The sequence below is a fragment of the Paenibacillus sp. FSL R7-0026 genome, from assembly GCF_038004485.1.
GTDB classification, from domain to species: domain Bacteria; phylum Bacillota; class Bacilli; order Paenibacillales; family Paenibacillaceae; genus Paenibacillus; species Paenibacillus xylanexedens_A.
Genome location: NZ_JBBORG010000001.1, coordinates 1,239,651 through 1,258,782, shown reverse-complemented (window position 1 = coordinate 1,258,782; position 19,132 = coordinate 1,239,651). Strand labels below are relative to the sequence as shown.

Here is a 19,132-nt window from a genome sequence, read left to right as displayed (position 1 = left end):
TCCCTCATAAGCCGTTCCATATGAGATTCGATTGAACGAGTCGCTCGAATCTTTCCTTTTTCTAATATATTCCATTCATTGGATCTGGTCAAGTCGTGCTAGTTTGACTGGTCTAAAATCAACCCTTCAATCAACGGGAGAACCCTTCCCGCATATAATCAACAACGTATACAACTCAGCTTATTGAATGACCAAAATAGCTTTCATTTCCTCGGTCAGATCCTCTTCTTTTAACATCATATAGATGTTCGACCCCCTTACCGAGTTAAGCTTAATTTGGTAGACCGTATCCTGATCGGTGTAAAAACCGGTTCTTTGGCGTAGGAGCAGATCGCTGATTATTTTTTTGTTTTTGGTAGCGACCTGTCTGTTACCATCGATATTTACATCCACAAAATTAGGCTCAGGATACACCATTCTGTATTTACCTGGATTATTAATCTCCTGTTTAACAAATTGGGCAGAAGCCATATCCTCAGCCGATACCGTAAGTTGATCATAGAGATTGTTCTGTTTGAGCCATTCCCTCAAGCGGCCATAGCTTGCCTTGAACTGATAACTCACACTGTGGCTCGGTCGATCCAGCTTTTCTTTGGAAGATGCTTCATCAAGATAATCCTGATAGACTTCTATCGAAGCGAACGATTCCCATGAGGATAGCTGGTCCTCATATGTCTGATTGAGTATTTCAGACTTCAAAAGTTCCTTGAATTCACGAATCAGCTTAGGATCGCTAATGAATACTTTACGCTCCGAGTTGAGACTGGATCGAATACCAATACTGCGAACATCTTCATCCAGTGCATAGGTGTCATAAGTCGTTGATTTATAATCTTCCCACTGTTTCACCTCTGCTAATTCCTGCCTGAATTCTTCTTCGGGAATCTGATACCTACGTGTCATCGTCTTCCCATTATTGAGTTGGTAGTCGATCAATACATATTCATCGTTGCTTCTGTTCTGACCGCTGTTCTGATTACGTACTCTTTCGAGCAAAGGCAGATCGGAGTGCACAATTTTCTGATGCAGTGCAAGCACAGCATCCACATAACCCGGAGTATCTGAATAAAATGGGCTATCATCCAGTTTTACACTTTTATCATTCACATAGATGTAATGGTCTCCTCCCAGTCGTACCATTTGTACATTTTCCTTTGAGGGCACATTATTAGCGTAACCGTTCCAATCGGCTACAGGGATATACAAAATTAATCCTGCCACGATACCATATACTGCAAACCGGGGGAGTAACCTGCTGCTCCAGATGAGCCATGTTTTACGTATAATCATCTCAGCACCAATATAACCAACCACACCACCTAGCAGATAACCAAAGATACCCCATACACCTGATCCTTCAGGAGCAATTCTGGTAAAGTAGGCACCTCCTAATAATACCAATGTGAACATGAATCCAAAACGGAAGATGGGTTTGACGATCCTGAACGTAATTGCTTGTGTCGCCGACTCTACATGTCTTCTCGCATACAGCACATAACACAACACGAAGAGTATACAAGTTATAGCCGCATAAATTCCCAATTCCCCCCATTCTGGAGGATAATAACCCATAGAGCTCATTCGGAAGAGCAGGGATGTTTTTTCCATGTTAAAGTTACTCGAATTATTGTACGTAAAGCCAAGCAAATAACGTTGTAAATGAAGCTCATAAACTCCCCAGAAGATCACCGGAATTAATATTAGACCAAAAACTGTAAGTCCTTGCAGAATAGATTGGCCTATACACATTCCCACGGAAACCGTCAGGGTAAACATAAACAATGAGAAGATGCTCATCGTCACGCCCCACATCCAGATATCATGACCACTGAAAATATAGGATGGTTGATCGAGCACCGCCCATACCCACCCGGTAATCCCGGTGGTTATCCAGATCGGAAGCAGAATCATGACATATCCAGTCAACAGATTCATCGTTAACAGATGTTTACGCTGTAATGGCAGACTGTGGTATAAGTCCGCAGGTGCACCAGTTTGAATATAGCGGAAGAGTAGCAGAGCTATGGCGACAGGAAAGGTCAGCGCAAATAGCAGATGAATTTCATTGGCCTGAAACAGACTGGTGATTTCCAGAGGCACTTCTATATATTGTGTTCCAATATATAAAGGTAACGAGAACAACAATGTGATGAGATACAAAATGCCTATCCATCCATGCTGTCTGAAATTTTGGATCAGGATGCCCCGGTTACAGAACAATCGGTTGAATATCATACCCTGCGTCCTCCATTTCATAGATAAAGATTTCTTCGAGCGTCAAAGGCAGTACATCCAGCAGATACGGATCATGTATACGGAATTGATCCGTTACCTGTTGTCGGTTGCCTTTGACAATGTACAGGGATACACTTCCCCGTTTCTCTTCATGCAAAATATCAATCTGCTCATCCATGGCTTTCGCATGGTCCGGGTGGCGGAAAGCGACCTGGATTTTATGCGTATCGGCCTTCAGATCATCGAGATCCTTCTCTACAATAATTCGGCCTTTGTGCATAATTGCCACATGGTCACATAGATCTTCGATCTCACGTAAATTGTGGGACGAGATGACAATGGTTACCTGACGCTCAGCTGCTTCCTGGAAAAGCAAGTTCTTGATCTGCTGGCGCATGACCGGGTCAAGGCCGTCAATCGGCTCATCCATCAGCAGCACTTCAGGCATACAGCTAAGTCCCAGCCATACGGCTGCCTGACGGCGCATACCTTTGGACATGCGATGTAACTTGCGTTTCACGTCCAGTTTGAACACAGTAGCCAGTTGCTTGAATCGTTCCTCATTCCAGCGCGGATATACCGAACGATAAAATGCAGCCATCTGAGTTATTGAAGATTGCGGGAAAAAGTACGGCGAATCTGCCATAAAAATTGTGCGGCCTTTGAGATCCATATTTTCATAAATCTCATTATCTTCGATACGAACAGTCCCGCTGTCCTGACGATAGATGCCAGCCATCATTTTGAGCAGCGAAGTCTTGCCTGCCCCGTTGGAACCGAGCAAACCGTAGATCGACCCCTTATGTATTTGCATCGTTACGCCATCCACTGCCTTTTCCTGTTCAAACGCTTTAACGACTTGATTCAGCTCAATCATGAGGCTCCTCCTTCTCTATACGGGCCATCGCTTCCTCAAACAAAAGCGTCATATCCGCTTTGGTCAAACCGGAATACGAAGCTTCTGCAATCAACTTCACCAGAGACTCTCTGATCTCATCTCTCATGGCTTCATTCGGATGTTCCACTGACGATGATACGAAGCTCCCTTTTCCCTGCAAAGAATAAATGTAACCTTCACGTTCAAGCTCACGATACGCTTTCTGAATCGTATTTGGATTCACGGTCAGCTGCGTCGATAATGCACGAACGGAAGGAAGCTGCTCGTCGGGCTTTAGAATACCGTATACGATCATTTCTTTGACTTTGTCCACTAGTTGCTCGTAGATCGCCTTACGGCTGCGTACATCTAATTCGAACATCCCGCACCTCCTTTCTGTACATGTGTGAAATAACCTATGGGTTTAAATGACTGTATCTGAGGTGTATGTGTAGTTATCTGGCTGTAAAAAGGCATTACCTAAGCTGTACAGCTGTACGTATTCAACTCTTAGGTGTATTAACTGTACTACTATTATTAATACAGTTAAATCGAATTGTCAACCGTTGACTTTGACTTCTTGTTTTATTGGGAGTACGTTAATAAAGAGAGTTTATATGGTTCAAATGACATATATAATTTTGGGAAGCAGGTTCATTCCGGCTTAGGACGCGGCACGATCAGGGTGGCGTTCACATGAGGTGAGGCAAAACGGCTATCTGAAGCGATGTGGCTAGATGTGACTACTCGAAGTGATACGGCTACCCAAAACCTTTGCTTGACCGATTTTGACAGAATTACATGCAAAGGTTGTTCAGGTCTTTCCCCTTCCGTTATGATGGAGATAAACTTATGTTCAGTAATCACTGTATCTTTGTTACTTTTTTGGGCGCGTTTAATCTGAATGATTGTTGGGTCTGTTATGCGTTAGTTGTGTTGTGTTGTGTTGTCTCGCGTTATAGATCTATTGTCTGCACAAACGGTAGGCCGTAAAGTGGGCAGCTATATCAGAGTTAGCAAAACTGTGTATTTGCTTTAAATTCGGGTTTGCACAAATGAGCTACTATATAGGGATCGGGTGTAGACCCGGCCAGTTATTCATTTGGTTTGTGGTAAATAATCCGAAGGTCGATATATGATTTGCGTTGAATGGGTCGGGGCAGACTTCAGCCTTTTCAATCGTTTATCTGCTCATTTGGAGTGCCAACTCGTGCTGTCCGCACTGAGCATACATATTGTAGATATGTCTTTCAAAAGGTGGACACGGACATGAGAAATCACCATGGAATTGATATTCTACATATAGATTATTTGAAAATTTAAGTCCTAAAAAATCTATATGTAGTGTTTCATATTCCTGGATGGATATAGTATCTTTTTAGAAAAAGTGTCCACTCTTTGAAAGACAAAATTAAGATAAATGTCCTTTTATAGTGGACAAATATATGCCCGAATTCCATTTTTATAAGCTGAACTATACATTTACACGAAAATATAGAAGTAAGTAGAACCCTAAGAAGTGTAACTAAAAGCTTGCTGTAAGAAAGATACTATGGAGGGCATATGTTACACTTCTAATACCTCATAAGGAGAATCCGAGATGAATGAACATAGACAGGATAAAGATCAGAATAATAAACCAAACGCATCATTCGAAAATAGTGGACACCACGGGGATTTAACCGGGGCAATAAACACTTCAGATATAAGTCCGGTCCAAGCAAATTCATCACAACGTGTGTTAATTGTAACCGCGGTTGATGCGGAGAAAGATGCGGTCCTCCGCGGTTTGGGAGATACAGCCGCGGAACGATTTGACGTCATCGCTGCGGGCGTTGGCCCAGCCTCGGCCGCAGCAGGAACAGCCGCTACATTGGCATATGCCGTAGCGGCTGCAAGCACAAGGGTGTTGGCGCAGGGTTCCACTGCGCCAAGCCCATCCGATGTGGCACAGGCATCTGCCACATCTTCAAGGCCGGGGCCCCTTGCCGGGACCGGATATTCACCAGCCTACATGCTGGTGATCAGTGCCGGCATCGGCGGCGGGTTCCCCGGCCGGGCAGACGTCGGCTCCCTCGTGGTAGCCGACGCTATGGTTGCTGCCGATCTGGGCTCGCAGACGCCAGACGGCTTCCTTAGTGTGGACGAGCTCGGATTCGGCTCGTCCATTGTGGCGGCGGACGCGGAGCTTGCCGCTCGCCTGCGCCATGAGCTGCAGCGGGCCGGGCTCGCTGTCAGCGGAGGCACTGCGGTCACCGTGTCCACGGCGACCGGAACAGCGGAGACGGCCGCGGAGCTATTGCGCCGCGTGCCGGATGCCGCCGCCGAAGGTATGGAAGGCTTCGGCGTGGCAACAGCTGCTCAGCAGTTCGGCGTGCCAGCACTCGAACTGCGGGCCATATCCAACGCGGTCGGTCCACGCGACCGCGACGCTTGGCGCATCAAGGACGCCCTCGATGCGCTTCAGGCTGCAAGTTCCATTTTACGGGAGGTTATTACATCATGAAAATTGCATTTTCCCCTTGTCCAAATGATACATTTATCTTTCACGCGTGGGTGCACGGTTTGATCCCGGGCGCACCTGAGCTGGATGTCCGTTATGCTGATATTGATATTACCAATGGTCTGGCAGCAAATCCGGATGGCCCCGACACACCTGAAGTGATGAAAATATCTTATGCAGCACTGCCATACGTGTTATCTGACTATGCTATGCTTCCTGCTGGAGGCGCACTTGGCAGAGGATGTGGTCCGTTGGTTCTGACCGCAAATGGCACGACCGATCCAGCATATCTGTCTGGAAGACGGGTTGCTGTGCCAAGTGAACGCTCGACAGCATATCTATTATTCCGTCTGTGGGCAGCGCAAAATGTTCCGGGCGGTGTAGGCGAGATTGTTGTTATGCCATTCGACCAAATCATGCCTGCTGTGCGAGACGGCAAGATCGATGCCGGACTTGTCATCCATGAAGCACGCTTCACATACCAGAATTATGACCTCAAACTAATGACAGATCTCGGGAACTGGTGGGAAAGCGACACAGGCCTTCCGATCCCGCTTGGAGCGATCATCGCACGTCGCAACATGGACGCTCATGCCCTCGCCGGATGGGCACGCGCCTCCGTTGAATATGCATGGGCGCACCCGGATGAGTCGAGAGCATACGTTATGGAACATGCCCAAGAAATGGACCCTGACGTAGCTGCACAGCATATCGGACTGTATGTTAACGAATTCAGCGCCAATCTGGGCGATGATGGCTACGGTGCGATTACTGCACTACTTGGACGTGCCATGAAAGAAGGACTCGTTCCCGAGTTCGACCTTGATCTGTTGCGAATCTAACAACTATATCTGTACGCTCTATACCTAAAGAACACAGCACATCTTATTTAGCCGAATAACGTGGTATGAGAATTCTAAAGAATCTCAGACACCGTATCCGGCTAGAATTCGTTCATATCGTCAACAAACTCGCCTAATTCCACACAATAACGCTTCTACGATTCGTTAGAAATTGGTATGTGCAGATTTTCCTAGAATAGCGTGTGCTCGGTTCGTTAGAGTCCGTCCCACGGTGTTCTGAGGAGCAAGCTTCGTAGAAGCCTATTCGGGGATTCGAAATTTAAGTGGTTTGTAAAAGTAGACTTAGGGTGCTAGAAATTCGCAGGTTTTTCTCTTACGAACCCAGTGCACCTTATTTAGCCAAATATCATGCTACGAAAATTCTAACGAATCCCAGACACACTATTCAGTTAGAAATCGGTCATATCACCAACAAATTCGCTTCATTCTACCCAATAACGATCCTACGATTCGTTAGAAATTGGTGTGTGCGGATTCTCGGCGAATAGCGTGTGCTCGATTCGTTTGAGTCCGTTCCAAGGTGTTCTGAGGAGTAAGCTTCGGAGAAGTCTATTCGTGGTTTTCGTGGATACAAACCACTTAGCTAGCCAGGATGATGGCGGTGTCCTTACGTCTTGTTTTGTAAGAGCTTAGTTACTTAGGGTTAGTAAAGGTCGTATTCAGAAGCTTAGAAGGCTCACGAATCGGAGTCTATCCTTAAACCCCCCCGCACCTATTTCGCTGAATCCCTACTCTCCAGCAAAAGTTATATAAGCCTTACCGGGTTTCGGGTTTGCGGTTTTAGAGTCTAATTTTTACCTATGCAAAAAACTTTCATCAAGATACTTTGCTGCAAACTAGTGACCTCACTAACCATGTTGGACTACACTACACATGACACACGAAATAGAAAGAGCTGTCCCTAACGTCAGACTTATGACGATGGGACAGCTCTTTTTTCACTCTATGTTCAACTTCATATCTATCACTCTACTCAACCCAAGATTGAAGCAGAAAGAAACCCATGCAACTCCATGCTCTCCACGTCATCTTGAACCCTACTTTACCCTGTCCCAACCCACTGCTCTCCCTCTCACAACTGCGGTCTATGAATCCAACCAACCGTCACCTACGATCTGCTGCAACCGCAACCGAACGATCGCAACCATCCCCTACGAATCAGCCACAACCGTGCGGATCATGATCCGCAGCGCATCCAGCATCATGGGAATAGGCAGCGACGGAACGGAAGGCTGCAACACAGCCATCTCTGTGGAGGCGGGAAAGTGTACAAATCCGGCACGGATCGGAAGTTGCCCTGCTCGAATGTGATCCAGCACCCGGTACATCGTGTTGTTGCATATATACGTGCCTGCTGTATTGGATACCGAAGCCGGAATGCCTGCTGCCGACATGTCATTCACCATGGCACGTATGGGTAACGTGGAGAACAAACCGTCCGGGCTGCCGTCTACAATTGGCTCGTCCACAGGACGCTGTCCTTGGTTATCCGCGTAGGAACCAGGCGGAATGTCTTTGACATTCACGGCAATCCGCTCCGGTGTGATGGATGTTCTGCCCTTGGCCAGCCCACAGGCGATGACGACATCTGGCCGATAGGCTTCCATCTCTGCAATCAGCAGGTCTGCACATTCATCAAAGTGCACGGGCAACAGTACTGTTTTTAGCTCAGCACCCTCGATCACTTCGTTTGCAAGAGCATCCATTAATGCCCCCGTCGGATTCACCGCATCCCCGCCAAAAGGTTCAAACCCGGATATCAGAATCTTCACCATCACACGTCAGCTCCTGTCTGTTACTCCGATTTGTAACGTAATCCCCACTGACCCCGAATTGTGTCCATCAGCTTCATGATTTCCAGGGATTCGTCCAGTTTAATGGTGTTGCTCTCCGTCCGACCTTCGAGGATACAACGTCCCGCTTCTTCTGCCTCAAAAGCATAACCAATGCACGTTCGATCATCCGTGAACTTTTCGGGCTCGTCCTGACCATTCACATGCAAATAAGCTTCTTTTCCCGCCAGGAATAACGGTAGACGAATCTTGCCTTCCGTACCGTAGATAACCGCTTCATTACTGAGGTTCAGACGAATGGCAGCACTCAGTGATGCAGAACGCCCCTCGGAATAGGACAATAATACGGAAAACTGCTCGTCCACACCCGTCTCACCGATATTGGCCGTACTCCATACATGCTGGGGCTGTTCGCCAAAGATCATCGAAGCAAAGGAAATCGGGTACACCCCTGCATCCAGCAATGCGCCTCCACCCAGATCCGGATTAAGCAGCCTTCCTTCCGGCTCCCAGCCCACACGGAATCCAAAGTCTGCCTGGACCAAACGAACTTCACCAATCCGTCCTTCTGCAATCCATGCTCTGGCTTGTTCAATGGGTGGCAAGAAGCGTGTCCACATACCTTCCATTAGAAAAAGCTTGCGCTCCCGTGCAGTCTCCACCAGCTGCTCCAACTGACGTGCATTCATGGTGAACGGCTTTTCACAGAGAACCGCTTTGCCTGCCTCCAGACAAGCCATCACATTCTCCTTATGTAAAGGATGAGGTGTTGCCACATAGATAATATCTACCTCAGGATCTTGCAGCATTTCATCATAAGAACCGTAAGCGCGTGCAAAACCATATTCAGCTGCAAACTTCTCCGCACTTCCCGCTGTCCGTGAACCTACCGCTGCTTTCACAGCGTTTCCCGCATGCTCCAAATCCCTTGCAAACTGGGATGCAATCCATCCCGTGCCCATAATGCCCCAACGTACTTTGTCCCGTCCCACTACTTCTGTCATATTAAAGCCTCCCTACTGCAATTTGAGTTGAAAAGGTTCATGATTCAGATCAGGCCAACATGTTATCCCCTTTATTTTACCAAAAAGAAACGCTTACGTCAGAAAACGATTTCGATTATGTGCTTTCAATAGAATTCAAGCTCATCAGGGCCTCGAACATATCTGTGTACATTTCAATTCTCCAGTAGATTTGCTAAGATTATCAGCAGACTAGGGCCAAGAAGTCTTGTCCGTAAACATACTTGTAACTAGCGACAATCTGGTTAAACTATCGATCACATCTGATAACGGGATCATATACCCTGTGCTATTCATAAAACATCTGACTATACTGCAAACGTGCTTTTGACAAGACAGTCAGTAATGATAACATCATGCAAAACGCATCAATAGACGTTTAAAATAGACCTTCATGTCCGAGAAAATATGGTACGTTCCAGATTCAATCATTACCTAAACTGTTCAAAAGAGAGGAGGACGCATAACACCATGACTACCATCCCAGGTACCGCCCACAGCGGCAAGAATCCACACCTGTTGCATCAGCAGACAAGTCCCAATTCAGAAAAGGAATCCTCAACCCGAGCAGAGCTGGATACATTCCTGAATGATACCCTGATCGAACTTCGTCAGGCAGAACATATTATAACCCGTGAGAAATGGCGCTGGTCCACAACTGAGTTAGCTCATCATACTTTCATATACATGCACAAATTCACAGGCCAACTGATCATGAATGGGATCAAATCTCACGTGGTTCGCAAATCAGCTTGTCTGTCCCTACCAGGAACTGCAATTGAACTGATTAGTGATGAAGATTATGATATTGAACTGTATATCATTCGCTTTGATATGTATCGGGCTACGGAGAAAACAAAAGCCAGACGAATCTACGAACGTGAGCTCAGTTCACCTGTTACAGGCTGGATTCAGGGCCCATTTTACGGTATACAGCGCATTGCCGCACAGCTTACACAACTGACCAACGAAGGTTTGGAAACAGGCTTGAAAGCACAGCTCTTCCTGACGGAACTGTTACATATACTCTGGCCTCAAGAAGACCAGACTGACGTAGTGGCTGGGCAGGATGAACCCGAACAGTGGCTCAGGTCCACCCTGCAATACATGCGCGAAAACTATATGCACGAGATCAAGCTGGAAAAGTTGGCTGAACTGGCTGACATGCACCCGTCGTATTATTCGCAGCTATTCAAGAGCCGCATGCAGAAGAATCCGATTGAATACATCACTCATCTGCGTATGAACCGGGCCAAGGAATTACTGCTCACTTCCGATCTGCGTATCCGTGATGTGGCTCGTGAAGTGGGTTACCGTGACGAATTTTATTTCAGCCGACGTTTCCGGAACCATGCTGGATATGCTCCCACTTCCTATGCGAAGCAGGTCCATCGGAATATCGTGTCGCTCTCCTACCCATACACGGATCACCTGATGACACTGGGTATCACACCATGCGCAGCTCAGATCCAAGGCCATCTTCCTCATATGCCCAAATCGCTGACGCTGCCCTTCCACGCCTATGAACCTTGGGAACAGGGACGTCAGGCTTTCCTGGATGTGAATCCAGAATTGATTCTGACCAAGGACAATGCAGCTGCCAAAGCGATGGAGCATATTGGTGATGTCGCCCCTATCATCACGATTCCCTGGAACCAGACAGACGTCTTTGGTCATCTGCATCAGATTGCATCCATTGTGGATCGTACCCAAGCAGCCACAGATTGGCTGGATCGACATGAACGTAAGGCAGAGCGTGCACGCAAAAAAATCAAGGAATTCGTCGGGGACATCACCGTTGCCGTTGGCACGTTAACGCCTAAAGGTCCACGGATGTACAGCCATCGCAACTTTGGACATGTCTTTTATCGAACCTTGCAATTGGCCGCTCCTCAGCGCATTCGGACCGAACTGGCTGGCAAATCTCCCGGCGTTGGATTCAACTGGCTGCCCTTCACACCAGGAGAATGGGACGGGCTGGAGGCAGATGTGCTGGTACTGGCGATTAATTCTATGCATGAAAAGGCAACACTGTTGAAAGAGATGGCTTCGAATCCACTGTGGAACAGCCATCCTGCGGTAAAAAACGGACGTGTACATCTCATCGACTGGAACTCATGGGTCGTATATGCTCCATATTCCATCAACATCCAGCTCGATGAAGCGCTCTCTATGTTGACGAACAAACCTTCACTTTTGTAATCTAAAAAATGTCCATCTCCAAAATCTTAATTTATGCCATGTACGGGCCTGAATTAAGATTCTATAATGATCACTAATTGATAATGATAATCAATAACAATGAAATACGTTGTTGGTACCAAAGGAGTGACCCGTATTCAACATCCGGGACTGCCACATCGTCCGTCTAATTCAAGAAAATCTGCAGTGACCGTTGGGCTGACGTTTTTGTCTGCCATAGCCATACTGCTGCTAAGTATGTTTGTCGCAATCTCTTTAGGTGCCAAAGGGTTAACTCTGGAAACCGTATGGGCTGCCATATTTCAGTACAACCCAGCTTTGACACCACATCAGATTATTCATGAGCTGCGGCTGCCTCGTGTCCTTGCCGCGGTTATTATCGGCGCTGCCTTTGCCGTTGCAGGAGCTTTAATGCAAGGCATTACGCGTAATCCGCTGGCAGACACGGGCATTCTGGGCATCAATGCAGGAGCCACTTTTGTCGTGGCACTGAGCTTTGCCTTTTGGCCCGGACTGCCGTACGGCTGGATTATGTTTTTATCATTCCTGGGGGCTGTTCTCGGCACACTGCTTATCTTCCTGCTTGGAATGGTAGCACCTGGTGGCCTGAATTCCATCAGACTGACCGTTGCCGGAGCCGTTATTGCAGCCATGTTAACCTCGCTCAGCACAGGCGTTGCCATTTATTTTGACCTGAGTCAGGATCTGGCCTTCTGGTATGCGGGAGGTTTTGGCGGAATAGAATGGCGGCACCTCAAGCTGATTCTTCCCGTGCTGCTCGCCACACTAGTACTGATTATGCCACTCGCCCGGCGTGTATCCCTTATGTCACTCGGTGAAGAAGTGGCGATTAATCTCGGGATTAATCTGCGCTGGACGAGGTTTCTCGCCCTCGCAGCGGTTGTTGTGCTGGCTGGTGTGTCCGTGTCGGCAGTAGGCTCGATTGGATTTGTCGGACTTGTCATCCCTCATATCTCACGAAAACTGGTGGGTGTGGATTATCGACTCATCATTCCGATGTCTTCTCTGCTTGGAGCGATATTACTGGTGCTCGCCGATCTGGGCTCACGCATCGTGAACCCGCCCGAGGAACTCGCGGTAGGCATTATGGTCGCTTTTGTCGGTGTACCGTTCTTCCTCTATCTGGCCCGTAAAGAAAGGAGGGCCTTGTAGCGATGAATTTTAATACACCTTCACGAGGTAAACGTTCGATAGTCGTCAGTATCACGCTGCTCTGCATCGCCATTGCAGTTATTGTGATCAGCCTGAACACGGGAACCATTCGTCTCTCCCCAGCGGCTGTGTTACAGACTTTGCTTGGTAATGGCAGTTCGGATGATCAGATTGTACTGTTTGATTACCGACTGCCCCGCATCCTGGTAACTGTACTGGCCGGAGCGGGACTTGGTATTGCCGGAGCAGCCTTGCAAGGGATCACCCGCAATCCTCTGGCGGACCCAGGTATTCTGGGATTACATGCGGGGGCAGCATTTGGACTAATGGTGTTTGTTAGTCTTTCCTTTACGATGGATGGTTCTGTGGCCTTGCTGATTCCATTGTTTGCTTTTGCAGGCAGTGTTGCCGCCGCCCTGATCATCATGCTGTTGTCTTACGATCGGCACCACGGCGTATCACCCATTAAGCTGATTCTGGTGGGAATTGCGGTAGCGGCCGGGTTCCATGCGTTAACACTCTATCTATCCCTGCGTTTGGATGAAGACACCTATTCCTTTGCCGCTCGCTGGCTGGCAGGAAGCGTCTGGGGCCGGGATTGGATTCATGTGCAAGCTTTGCTTCCTTGGGTGGTGTTATGTATCTCTTATATTTGGAGTCGATCCAAAACACTCGATGCCTTCAATCTTGGAGATGCTGCCGCAACCAGTATCGGGACGCCTGTCCGATCCCAGCGTATTATTTTGCTGCTCTGTGCCGTGGCTTTGTCTGCCGTTAGTGTATCCATGGCTGGTGGAATCGGCTTTATCGGTCTGGCAGCGCCGCATCTGGCGCGCAGGCTTGTCGGTCCGATGCATCGGCATCTGACTCCTGCTGCCGGGCTTATCGGTATGGTTATTCTGGTGAGCGCCGATACAATCGGGCGAACGATCTTTCAGCCTAATGCCATTCCGGCAGGCGTGGTGGTTGCTGCGATTGGTGCACCTTACTTTTTGTACCTGTTAGTACGAAGCAAGTGATCTTTTTTTCAAAAAACAATAAAGACATCCAAGAGATGTTCAAGGAGAATGTGACTACCCATGTTAAAGAAAAATCTTATGCTTGTCATGAGTATCTGTCTGGTGCTTGTGCTTGCAGCCTGTGGAACGACCAATAATTCATCATCTACTTCTGGTGGTTCGTCAACGGATACTTCAACCAAAAATCAGGACAACAGTGCAAGTTCGGGAGAGCAACGCATTGCCTCCATGTCGATCCATCTGACCAATGATCTGCTGTCACTCGGCATTACTCCGGTTGGTTCCGTTATCGGTGGCGAAGCCAAAGGTTTCCTGTCCCATGTTGCTGATCAACTTCAAAATACAACGCCACTTGGTCCGGTTAAAGACCCGGATATGGAAGCTTTGCTTGCCCTAAAACCCGATGTGATCTATCTGGACGAAGAATTCTCCGGTGGTGATATTGCCAAATTCGAAAAAATTGCTCCGGTGCATGTCTTCAATCTGGATGACGGTACATGGCGCGACCATCTGAAAGACATTGGCAAACTCGTGAATCGCGAGAAGGAAGCCGAGCAATACATTCAAGACTATGCGACCGAAACGGAAGAAGTGAAATCTCTGATTCATGACACGATTGGTGATGGGACTGTGATGGCGATCCGTGTTACTGCCAAAGAGTTACGTGTATTCAGTACACGCCGTCCCATGGGTCCCATTTTGTATGAGGATCTCGGTCTGACTCCTGCCAAAGGGATCACAGATATCGATTCGACTAAACCGTATCAAGTCGTCTCCCGTGAAATATTGCCAGACTATGATGCAGATGCGATCTTTGTAGTTGTGAATTCGGATGATGAAGCCCAAACTATGTTCAAGGAGCTGCAAAACAATCCGATCTGGCAAGGTCTGAAAGCAGTCAAAGCCGGCCATGTCTACCCGATTGGCGCACAACCTTGGCTCGATTACTCATCGATCGGTAATAAAATGGCCATGGATGAAGCCAAAGAAATGTTCTCCAAAAAATAATTTTCCGTACACTCCACACTAAACGTGTCACAATACCAAAAAACCTCTCTTAGAGACCGGAACAGAGTTAGTTATCATACTCTCTTCCGCTCAAAGCAGAGGTTTTTGTTTTTTTCTTATCTATTATACTTGTTTAACTTTCCAGCCAATCGACCTGAAAATACCTTAAATCCAAAATTAACGACTTGCATTCACTTGACGATATGTCAAATCAAACTTAAGATTTAGTTAGTCGACTAACTAAAAGGATATGAACGGAGCGGATGATATGAACCCAGTCCAAAATGATCGGTTAATGGGACAGCTATCCGAACTCGTGAAACTGAAACGTTACAAGGTTCATGAGAAACTTGTGAATCACCCCGAGTTATACCCGGGGCAGCCCCCTTTGCTGTTCCAGCTTGAACGGGAAGATGGCCAATCCCAGAAAAACCTGGCCGAACAACTTCAGCGCAGTCCCGCAACGGTAACCGTGATGCTCAAGCGTATGGAATCATCCGGTTATGTGAGACGCGAAGCAGACTCAAAAGATATGCGCAGTCTGCGGGTATACCTGACGGATCAGGGGCGCTCCGCGCTACAAGAATTGAGAGAAGTGATTCAGGAGTTGGAACAGCAAGCCCAGAAAGATTTTACACCGGAAGAATCCGAGATCATGTCTGCACTTGCACAGCGTATGCTCCAAAACCTGCGTGAATCCTGAGGTGATGCAGACTCGCGATTGAAGCAGCTAACGGTATTATGAAATTGATTCACTTATGCTATGAAGATTGAGGTGATTTCCTATTGTGGACGTTAAAACGATTCTTGACCCCGTATAAGTCGGCGGCAATCGTTGCCCCGTTGCTCATGGTACTTGAGGTAACCATGGACCTGCTCCAACCCAAGCTGATGTCCAGCATCGTGGATGATGGTGTACTTGCAGGGAATCTGCCCCATATCGTGACTACAGGTCTGATCATGCTACTTGTTGCGTTAATCGGCTGGGTTGGCGGCGCAGGCTGTACACTTTATTCAAGCAAAGCTGCCGTTGGATACGGCACCGATCTTCGCCAGGAACTGTTTGACCATATTCAAACCTTCTCCTTCCGCAATCTGGATACGTTTCAGGAAGGATCTCTGATCACCCGTCTGACCAGTGACATTACCCAGATGCAGACCTTTGTACAGATGCTGCTGCGGATGTTTATCCGTTCACCAATGCTGATCATTGGTAGTATCATCATGGCGTTTACGATCAGTGTGAAGCTGGCACTCATTCTTATTGCGACTGTGCCAGTACTGTTTATTATTTTATTTATCCTGATAAAAGCATCCTATCCGCTGTTCGCCAGTGTGCAGAGCAAGCTTGATCAGGTCAACGCTGTGCTTCAGGAAAATCTTGCCGGCATTCGTGTCGTCAAGGCGTTTGCACGTGCACGTCTGGAGAAAAAACGGTTCAAACAATCCAACGAAGATTACACTACAACCGCCGTCAAAGCCTGGCGTATTGTAACGCTGAATGCACCCGTGCTCAGCTTGATGCTGAACGCTACCATTGTAGCCGTGCTGTGGTTTGGAGGTTTCCAGGTAGTGGGAGGCGATATTGCTGCCGGAGATCTGATTGCTTTTATCAACTATGTCACGGTTGTACTCTCGTCCCTCACGTCAATCGGCATGATGATGATGAGCTTCTCCCGCGCCAAGGTATCTGCTGCCCGGATCAACGAGGTGTTACATACACAGCCGGATATCCAATCGGGAACCGACAACTCCGGAAATGTACAGTCAACCCCGTCTGCCCGTGATCAGAATTCATACCAACCGTCTCCCCTTCCCTCGCACACAGGCGGTCAAGTGGAGTTCAGAGACGTATCTTTCCGTTATGACGGAGATCATGCACTCACCGGAATTAACCTGAAGGCTCGGCCGGGCGAGAAAGTGGCTCTGATCGGTTCAACAGGTTCAGGCAAAACCTCGCTGGTGCAGCTGATTCCCCGTCTATACGATGCTTCGCAGGGTGAAGTGCTCGTGAATGGAGTGAACGTTCGCAACTGGGATCTTCAGGATCTTCGCAGCCGTGTATCCATTGTGCTCCAGGAATCCATCCTCTTCAGCGGCAGCATCCGGGATAACATTTGCTTCGGCCGGCCCGGTGCAACGGATGCTGAATTGCGTGCTGCGGCACAAGCTGCGGCAGCGGATGATTTTATTATGAAATTGAAAGACGGGTATGACACGGAACTGGGTCAGCGCGGGGTCAATCTGTCCGGTGGGCAGAAACAGCGTATTTCCATTGCACGCGCCCTGCTTATGCAACCGGAAGTGCTGATTCTGGATGATAGCACCAGTGCTGTGGATCTGCGTACGGAAGCAAGTATTCAGAAGGCTTTGCAGACCTTGATGAAAGACAGCACGACCTTTTTGATTGCACAGCGGATCTCTTCCGTGAAGGATGCAGACTGTATATATGTCATTGATGAAGGACAGATCGTTGCCAGAGGCACACATGATGACCTTATGGCTCATTCATCACACTATCAAGCCATCTATTATTCGCAGCAACGGAAGGAGGATGTTCAATTTGGCTAAACCTGCATCTTCCTCCATACACCAAACCGTCGTGCCGCCCATCGGAAGACCCGGACCAGCGGGCAGAGGACCTGTTCCCAAAGTCAGAGCCAAAAATGCTCGCCACGCCCTGATTCGGGTATGGTCATACATGGGACGTCATCGCAAAGGAGTCATTGCTGCATTAGTGCTCACCGCTCTCGGCACACTGCTCAATCTGGCAGGACCTTATCTTCTCGGACGCGCCGTTAACGAACATATCGTTCCAAAAGTAACAGCGGGTTTGCTGAAGGAATGTCTCCTCTTGTTGAGTATTTATGTCCTCGGCTCACTCCTGATGTGGGCGCAATCCTATGTCATGATTGGGGTGTCCCAACTGACCGTTAAAGATCTGCGTCATGCGTTGTTTTCCCGACTGCAAGAGCTGCCTATTAGCTTTTTTGATAAAAATCAAAGCGGGGACCTGATGAGCCGGGCCACCAATGATATCGATAACGTATCTACAACGCTGAATCAAAGCGTAACTCAATTGATGTCCAGTGCCATCCTGCTCGTTGGTTCCTTGTCGATCATGTTTGCACTCGATGTTCGGCTTACCCTGCTCAGTCTGGTGACTGTACCCTTGATTACCATCGCCACTCGCCTGATCGCGTCAAGAACACGCAAACACTTCACCGCCCAGCAGAAATTACTTGGTGAGCTTAATGGGTATGCTCAGGAAACGATTGCTGGACAAAAAGTCGTAGCGGCTTATAACCGTCAGGATCAGGCACATCAACATTTTCAGAACCTAAACGAGAAACTGCGCACATCCAGCACACAGGCCCAGACTGTTTCAGGTTTGGTTGGGCCTACGATGAACGTGATGAACAATATCGGGTTTGCCATACTGGCTTCTGTAGGTGGATGGATGGCTTATCATGGTCTGACGTCCATCGGACTAATCGTCAGCTTTCTCGCTTACTCCCGCCAGATTGAGCGGCCTCTCAACGATCTGGCCAATCAGTACAATCTGATTCAGGCTGCAATCGCAGGTGCTGAACGTGTGTTCCACATTATGGATACGCCTGGCGAATACGTGGAGGAACAGAAGAAACAACTGGACCAGATTCAAGGTAAAGTGATATTTGAAGACGTCTCTTTCGGATATAGTGCGGATCGAGACATTCTTAAGAAGGTCAGTTTTACTGCAAAACCTGGTGAGATGATTGCACTTGTTGGACCCACCGGCGCAGGCAAAACGACCATTATCAACCTGTTGCCCCGTTTCTACGAGATTACAGGCGGACGGATTACCATTGATGGATGTGACATCTCGGAACTGGAGAAGGATCAACTCCGTCGACAACTCGGCATTGTACTTCAGGATGCCTACCTGTTCTCGGGTACCATTCGCGACAATCTCGCATATGGCAAGCCGGACGCAACCGATGAACAGATCAGGCAAGTGGCTGAGCTGGCGAATGCACATTCGTTCATCCGCAAACTGCCACAGGGTTACGACACCCCCATCATTTCCGGAGGAAGCAACCTGAGTCAGGGACAACGACAACTGCTGACCATTGCCCGGGCAATTCTGGCTGATCCGGCCATTCTTATTCTGGATGAAGCAACAAGTAGCATTGATACGCGTACAGAGATGAAGATCCAGGAAGCGATGCGCACTTTAATGAAAGACCGCACCAGCTTTGTTATCGCCCACAGACTGAGCACGATTCGTGAAGCCGATCAGATTCTCGTCATTGATGATGGACAGATCGCTGAACGGGGAAGCCATGACGAGTTGATGCAGCAACAAGGATTCTATTATCAGTTACATCAGGGACAGCTCAATAAGTCGAACTAAAGCGTGTCTGCAAAGCTACTGCATGCCGAAGCGGACCTTAG

Annotated in this window: 14 protein-coding genes; 9 read left to right on the top strand and 5 right to left on the bottom strand. The window is 48.0% G+C overall.

Annotation, left to right across the window (positions count from 1 at the left end):
- Positions 1 to 180 precede the first annotated feature (180 nt).
- The 3 genes from MKY44_RS05545 to MKY44_RS05535 are packed head-to-tail and all read right to left on the bottom strand — an operon-like array spanning position 181 to position 3,494.
- The gene (locus tag MKY44_RS05545; RefSeq protein WP_341006347.1) at positions 181 to 2,235 is read right to left on the bottom strand and encodes a hypothetical protein; all 2,055 of its coding nucleotides are present in this window, start codon (positions 2,233 to 2,235) and stop codon (positions 181 to 183) included.
- Positions 2,210 to 3,112, bottom strand: a complete 903-nt coding sequence (locus tag MKY44_RS05540; RefSeq protein ID WP_341006346.1) for an ABC transporter ATP-binding protein — start codon at positions 3,110 to 3,112, stop codon at positions 2,210 to 2,212. The genes MKY44_RS05545 and MKY44_RS05540 overlap by 26 nt, the downstream gene beginning before the upstream one ends.
- A complete protein-coding gene (locus MKY44_RS05535) occupies positions 3,105 to 3,494 on the bottom strand; it encodes a GntR family transcriptional regulator (RefSeq protein ID WP_036606399.1) in 390 nt (129 codons plus the stop codon). The genes MKY44_RS05540 and MKY44_RS05535 overlap by 8 nt, the downstream gene beginning before the upstream one ends.
- 1,218 nt (positions 3,495 to 4,712) lie before the next feature.
- Between MKY44_RS05535 and MKY44_RS05530 the strand changes: the two genes are divergently transcribed.
- Positions 4,713 to 5,618 carry a futalosine hydrolase gene (locus MKY44_RS05530; protein ID WP_445670637.1) on the top strand — a complete coding sequence of 302 codons (906 nt, stop codon included), beginning with the start codon at positions 4,713 to 4,715 and terminating at the stop codon, positions 5,616 to 5,618.
- Positions 5,615 to 6,457: a 1,4-dihydroxy-6-naphthoate synthase gene (locus tag MKY44_RS05525; protein ID WP_341006345.1), complete on the top strand. Its 843-nt coding sequence runs from the start codon at positions 5,615 to 5,617 to the stop codon at positions 6,455 to 6,457. Before MKY44_RS05530 ends, MKY44_RS05525 begins: the two co-directional genes overlap by 4 nt.
- 1,172 nt (positions 6,458 to 7,629) lie before the next feature.
- Here MKY44_RS05525 and MKY44_RS05520 read toward each other — a convergent pair.
- Both MKY44_RS05520 and MKY44_RS05515 read right to left on the bottom strand, forming a co-directional pair.
- On the bottom strand, positions 7,630 to 8,253 hold the full coding sequence (locus MKY44_RS05520) for a pyroglutamyl-peptidase I (protein ID WP_341006344.1): 624 nt from the start codon (positions 8,251 to 8,253) through the stop codon (positions 7,630 to 7,632).
- A 20-nt stretch (positions 8,254 to 8,273) separates the two neighbouring features.
- Positions 8,274 to 9,275 (bottom strand): Gfo/Idh/MocA family protein, encoded by a 1,002-nt coding sequence (locus MKY44_RS05515; protein ID WP_341006343.1) that lies wholly within the window; start codon positions 9,273 to 9,275, stop codon positions 8,274 to 8,276.
- A 489-nt stretch (positions 9,276 to 9,764) separates the two neighbouring features.
- On the opposite strand from MKY44_RS05515, the gene MKY44_RS05510 reads away from it, so the two are divergent.
- The 7 genes from MKY44_RS05510 to MKY44_RS05480 all read left to right on the top strand — a co-directional run bounded on the left by MKY44_RS05510 (position 9,765) and on the right by MKY44_RS05480 (position 19,091).
- Entirely contained in the window at positions 9,765 to 11,495 is a 1,731-nt protein-coding gene (locus MKY44_RS05510; RefSeq protein ID WP_341006342.1) for an AraC family transcriptional regulator, read from the top strand.
- Between the two features lie 99 nt (positions 11,496 to 11,594).
- On the top strand, positions 11,595 to 12,668 hold the full coding sequence (locus MKY44_RS05505; protein WP_341006341.1) for a FecCD family ABC transporter permease: 1,074 nt from the start codon (positions 11,595 to 11,597) through the stop codon (positions 12,666 to 12,668).
- 2 nt (positions 12,669 to 12,670) lie between these two features.
- On the top strand, positions 12,671 to 13,687 hold the full coding sequence (locus MKY44_RS05500; protein ID WP_341006340.1) for a FecCD family ABC transporter permease: 1,017 nt from the start codon (positions 12,671 to 12,673) through the stop codon (positions 13,685 to 13,687).
- Positions 13,688 to 13,747: 60 nt separating this feature from the next.
- Positions 13,748 to 14,695, top strand: coding sequence for an iron-hydroxamate ABC transporter substrate-binding protein (locus MKY44_RS05495; RefSeq protein WP_341006339.1), 948 nt, complete (start codon positions 13,748 to 13,750; stop codon positions 14,693 to 14,695).
- A gap of 268 nt (positions 14,696 to 14,963) precedes the next feature.
- The gene (locus MKY44_RS05490; protein WP_341006338.1) at positions 14,964 to 15,398 is read left to right on the top strand and encodes a MarR family winged helix-turn-helix transcriptional regulator; all 435 of its coding nucleotides are present in this window, start codon (positions 14,964 to 14,966) and stop codon (positions 15,396 to 15,398) included.
- Positions 15,399 to 15,481: 83 nt separating this feature from the next.
- Positions 15,482 to 17,266 (top strand): ABC transporter ATP-binding protein, encoded by a 1,785-nt coding sequence (locus MKY44_RS05485; protein WP_341006336.1) that lies wholly within the window; start codon positions 15,482 to 15,484, stop codon positions 17,264 to 17,266.
- A complete protein-coding gene (locus tag MKY44_RS05480; RefSeq protein ID WP_341006335.1) occupies positions 17,259 to 19,091 on the top strand; it encodes an ABC transporter ATP-binding protein in 1,833 nt (610 codons plus the stop codon). The genes MKY44_RS05485 and MKY44_RS05480 overlap by 8 nt, the downstream gene beginning before the upstream one ends.
- Positions 19,092 to 19,132: the final 41 nt, after the last annotated feature.

What these genes read in the sequence shown, in the direction of transcription:
- MKY44_RS05545 (WP_341006347.1), bottom strand. Translation starts at nt 2,235, where the DNA reads ATGATATTCAACCGATTGTTCTGTAACCGGGGCATCCTGATCCAAAAT.
- MKY44_RS05540 (WP_341006346.1), bottom strand. Translation starts at nt 3,112, where the DNA reads ATGATTGAGCTGAATCAAGTCGTTAAAGCGTTTGAACAGGAAAAGGCA.
- MKY44_RS05535 (WP_036606399.1), bottom strand. Translation starts at nt 3,494, where the DNA reads ATGTTCGAATTAGATGTACGCAGCCGTAAGGCGATCTACGAGCAACTA.
- MKY44_RS05530 (WP_445670637.1), top strand. Translation starts at nt 4,713, where the DNA reads ATGAATGAACATAGACAGGATAAAGATCAGAATAATAAACCAAACGCA.
- MKY44_RS05525 (WP_341006345.1), top strand. Translation starts at nt 5,615, where the DNA reads ATGAAAATTGCATTTTCCCCTTGTCCAAATGATACATTTATCTTTCAC.
- MKY44_RS05520 (WP_341006344.1), bottom strand. Translation starts at nt 8,253, where the DNA reads ATGGTGAAGATTCTGATATCCGGGTTTGAACCTTTTGGCGGGGATGCG.
- MKY44_RS05515 (WP_341006343.1), bottom strand. Translation starts at nt 9,275, where the DNA reads ATGACAGAAGTAGTGGGACGGGACAAAGTACGTTGGGGCATTATGGGC.
- MKY44_RS05510 (WP_341006342.1), top strand. Translation starts at nt 9,765, where the DNA reads ATGACTACCATCCCAGGTACCGCCCACAGCGGCAAGAATCCACACCTG.
- MKY44_RS05505 (WP_341006341.1), top strand. Translation starts at nt 11,595, where the DNA reads ATGAAATACGTTGTTGGTACCAAAGGAGTGACCCGTATTCAACATCCG.
- MKY44_RS05500 (WP_341006340.1), top strand. Translation starts at nt 12,671, where the DNA reads ATGAATTTTAATACACCTTCACGAGGTAAACGTTCGATAGTCGTCAGT.
- MKY44_RS05495 (WP_341006339.1), top strand. Translation starts at nt 13,748, where the DNA reads ATGTTAAAGAAAAATCTTATGCTTGTCATGAGTATCTGTCTGGTGCTT.
- MKY44_RS05490 (WP_341006338.1), top strand. Translation starts at nt 14,964, where the DNA reads ATGAACCCAGTCCAAAATGATCGGTTAATGGGACAGCTATCCGAACTC.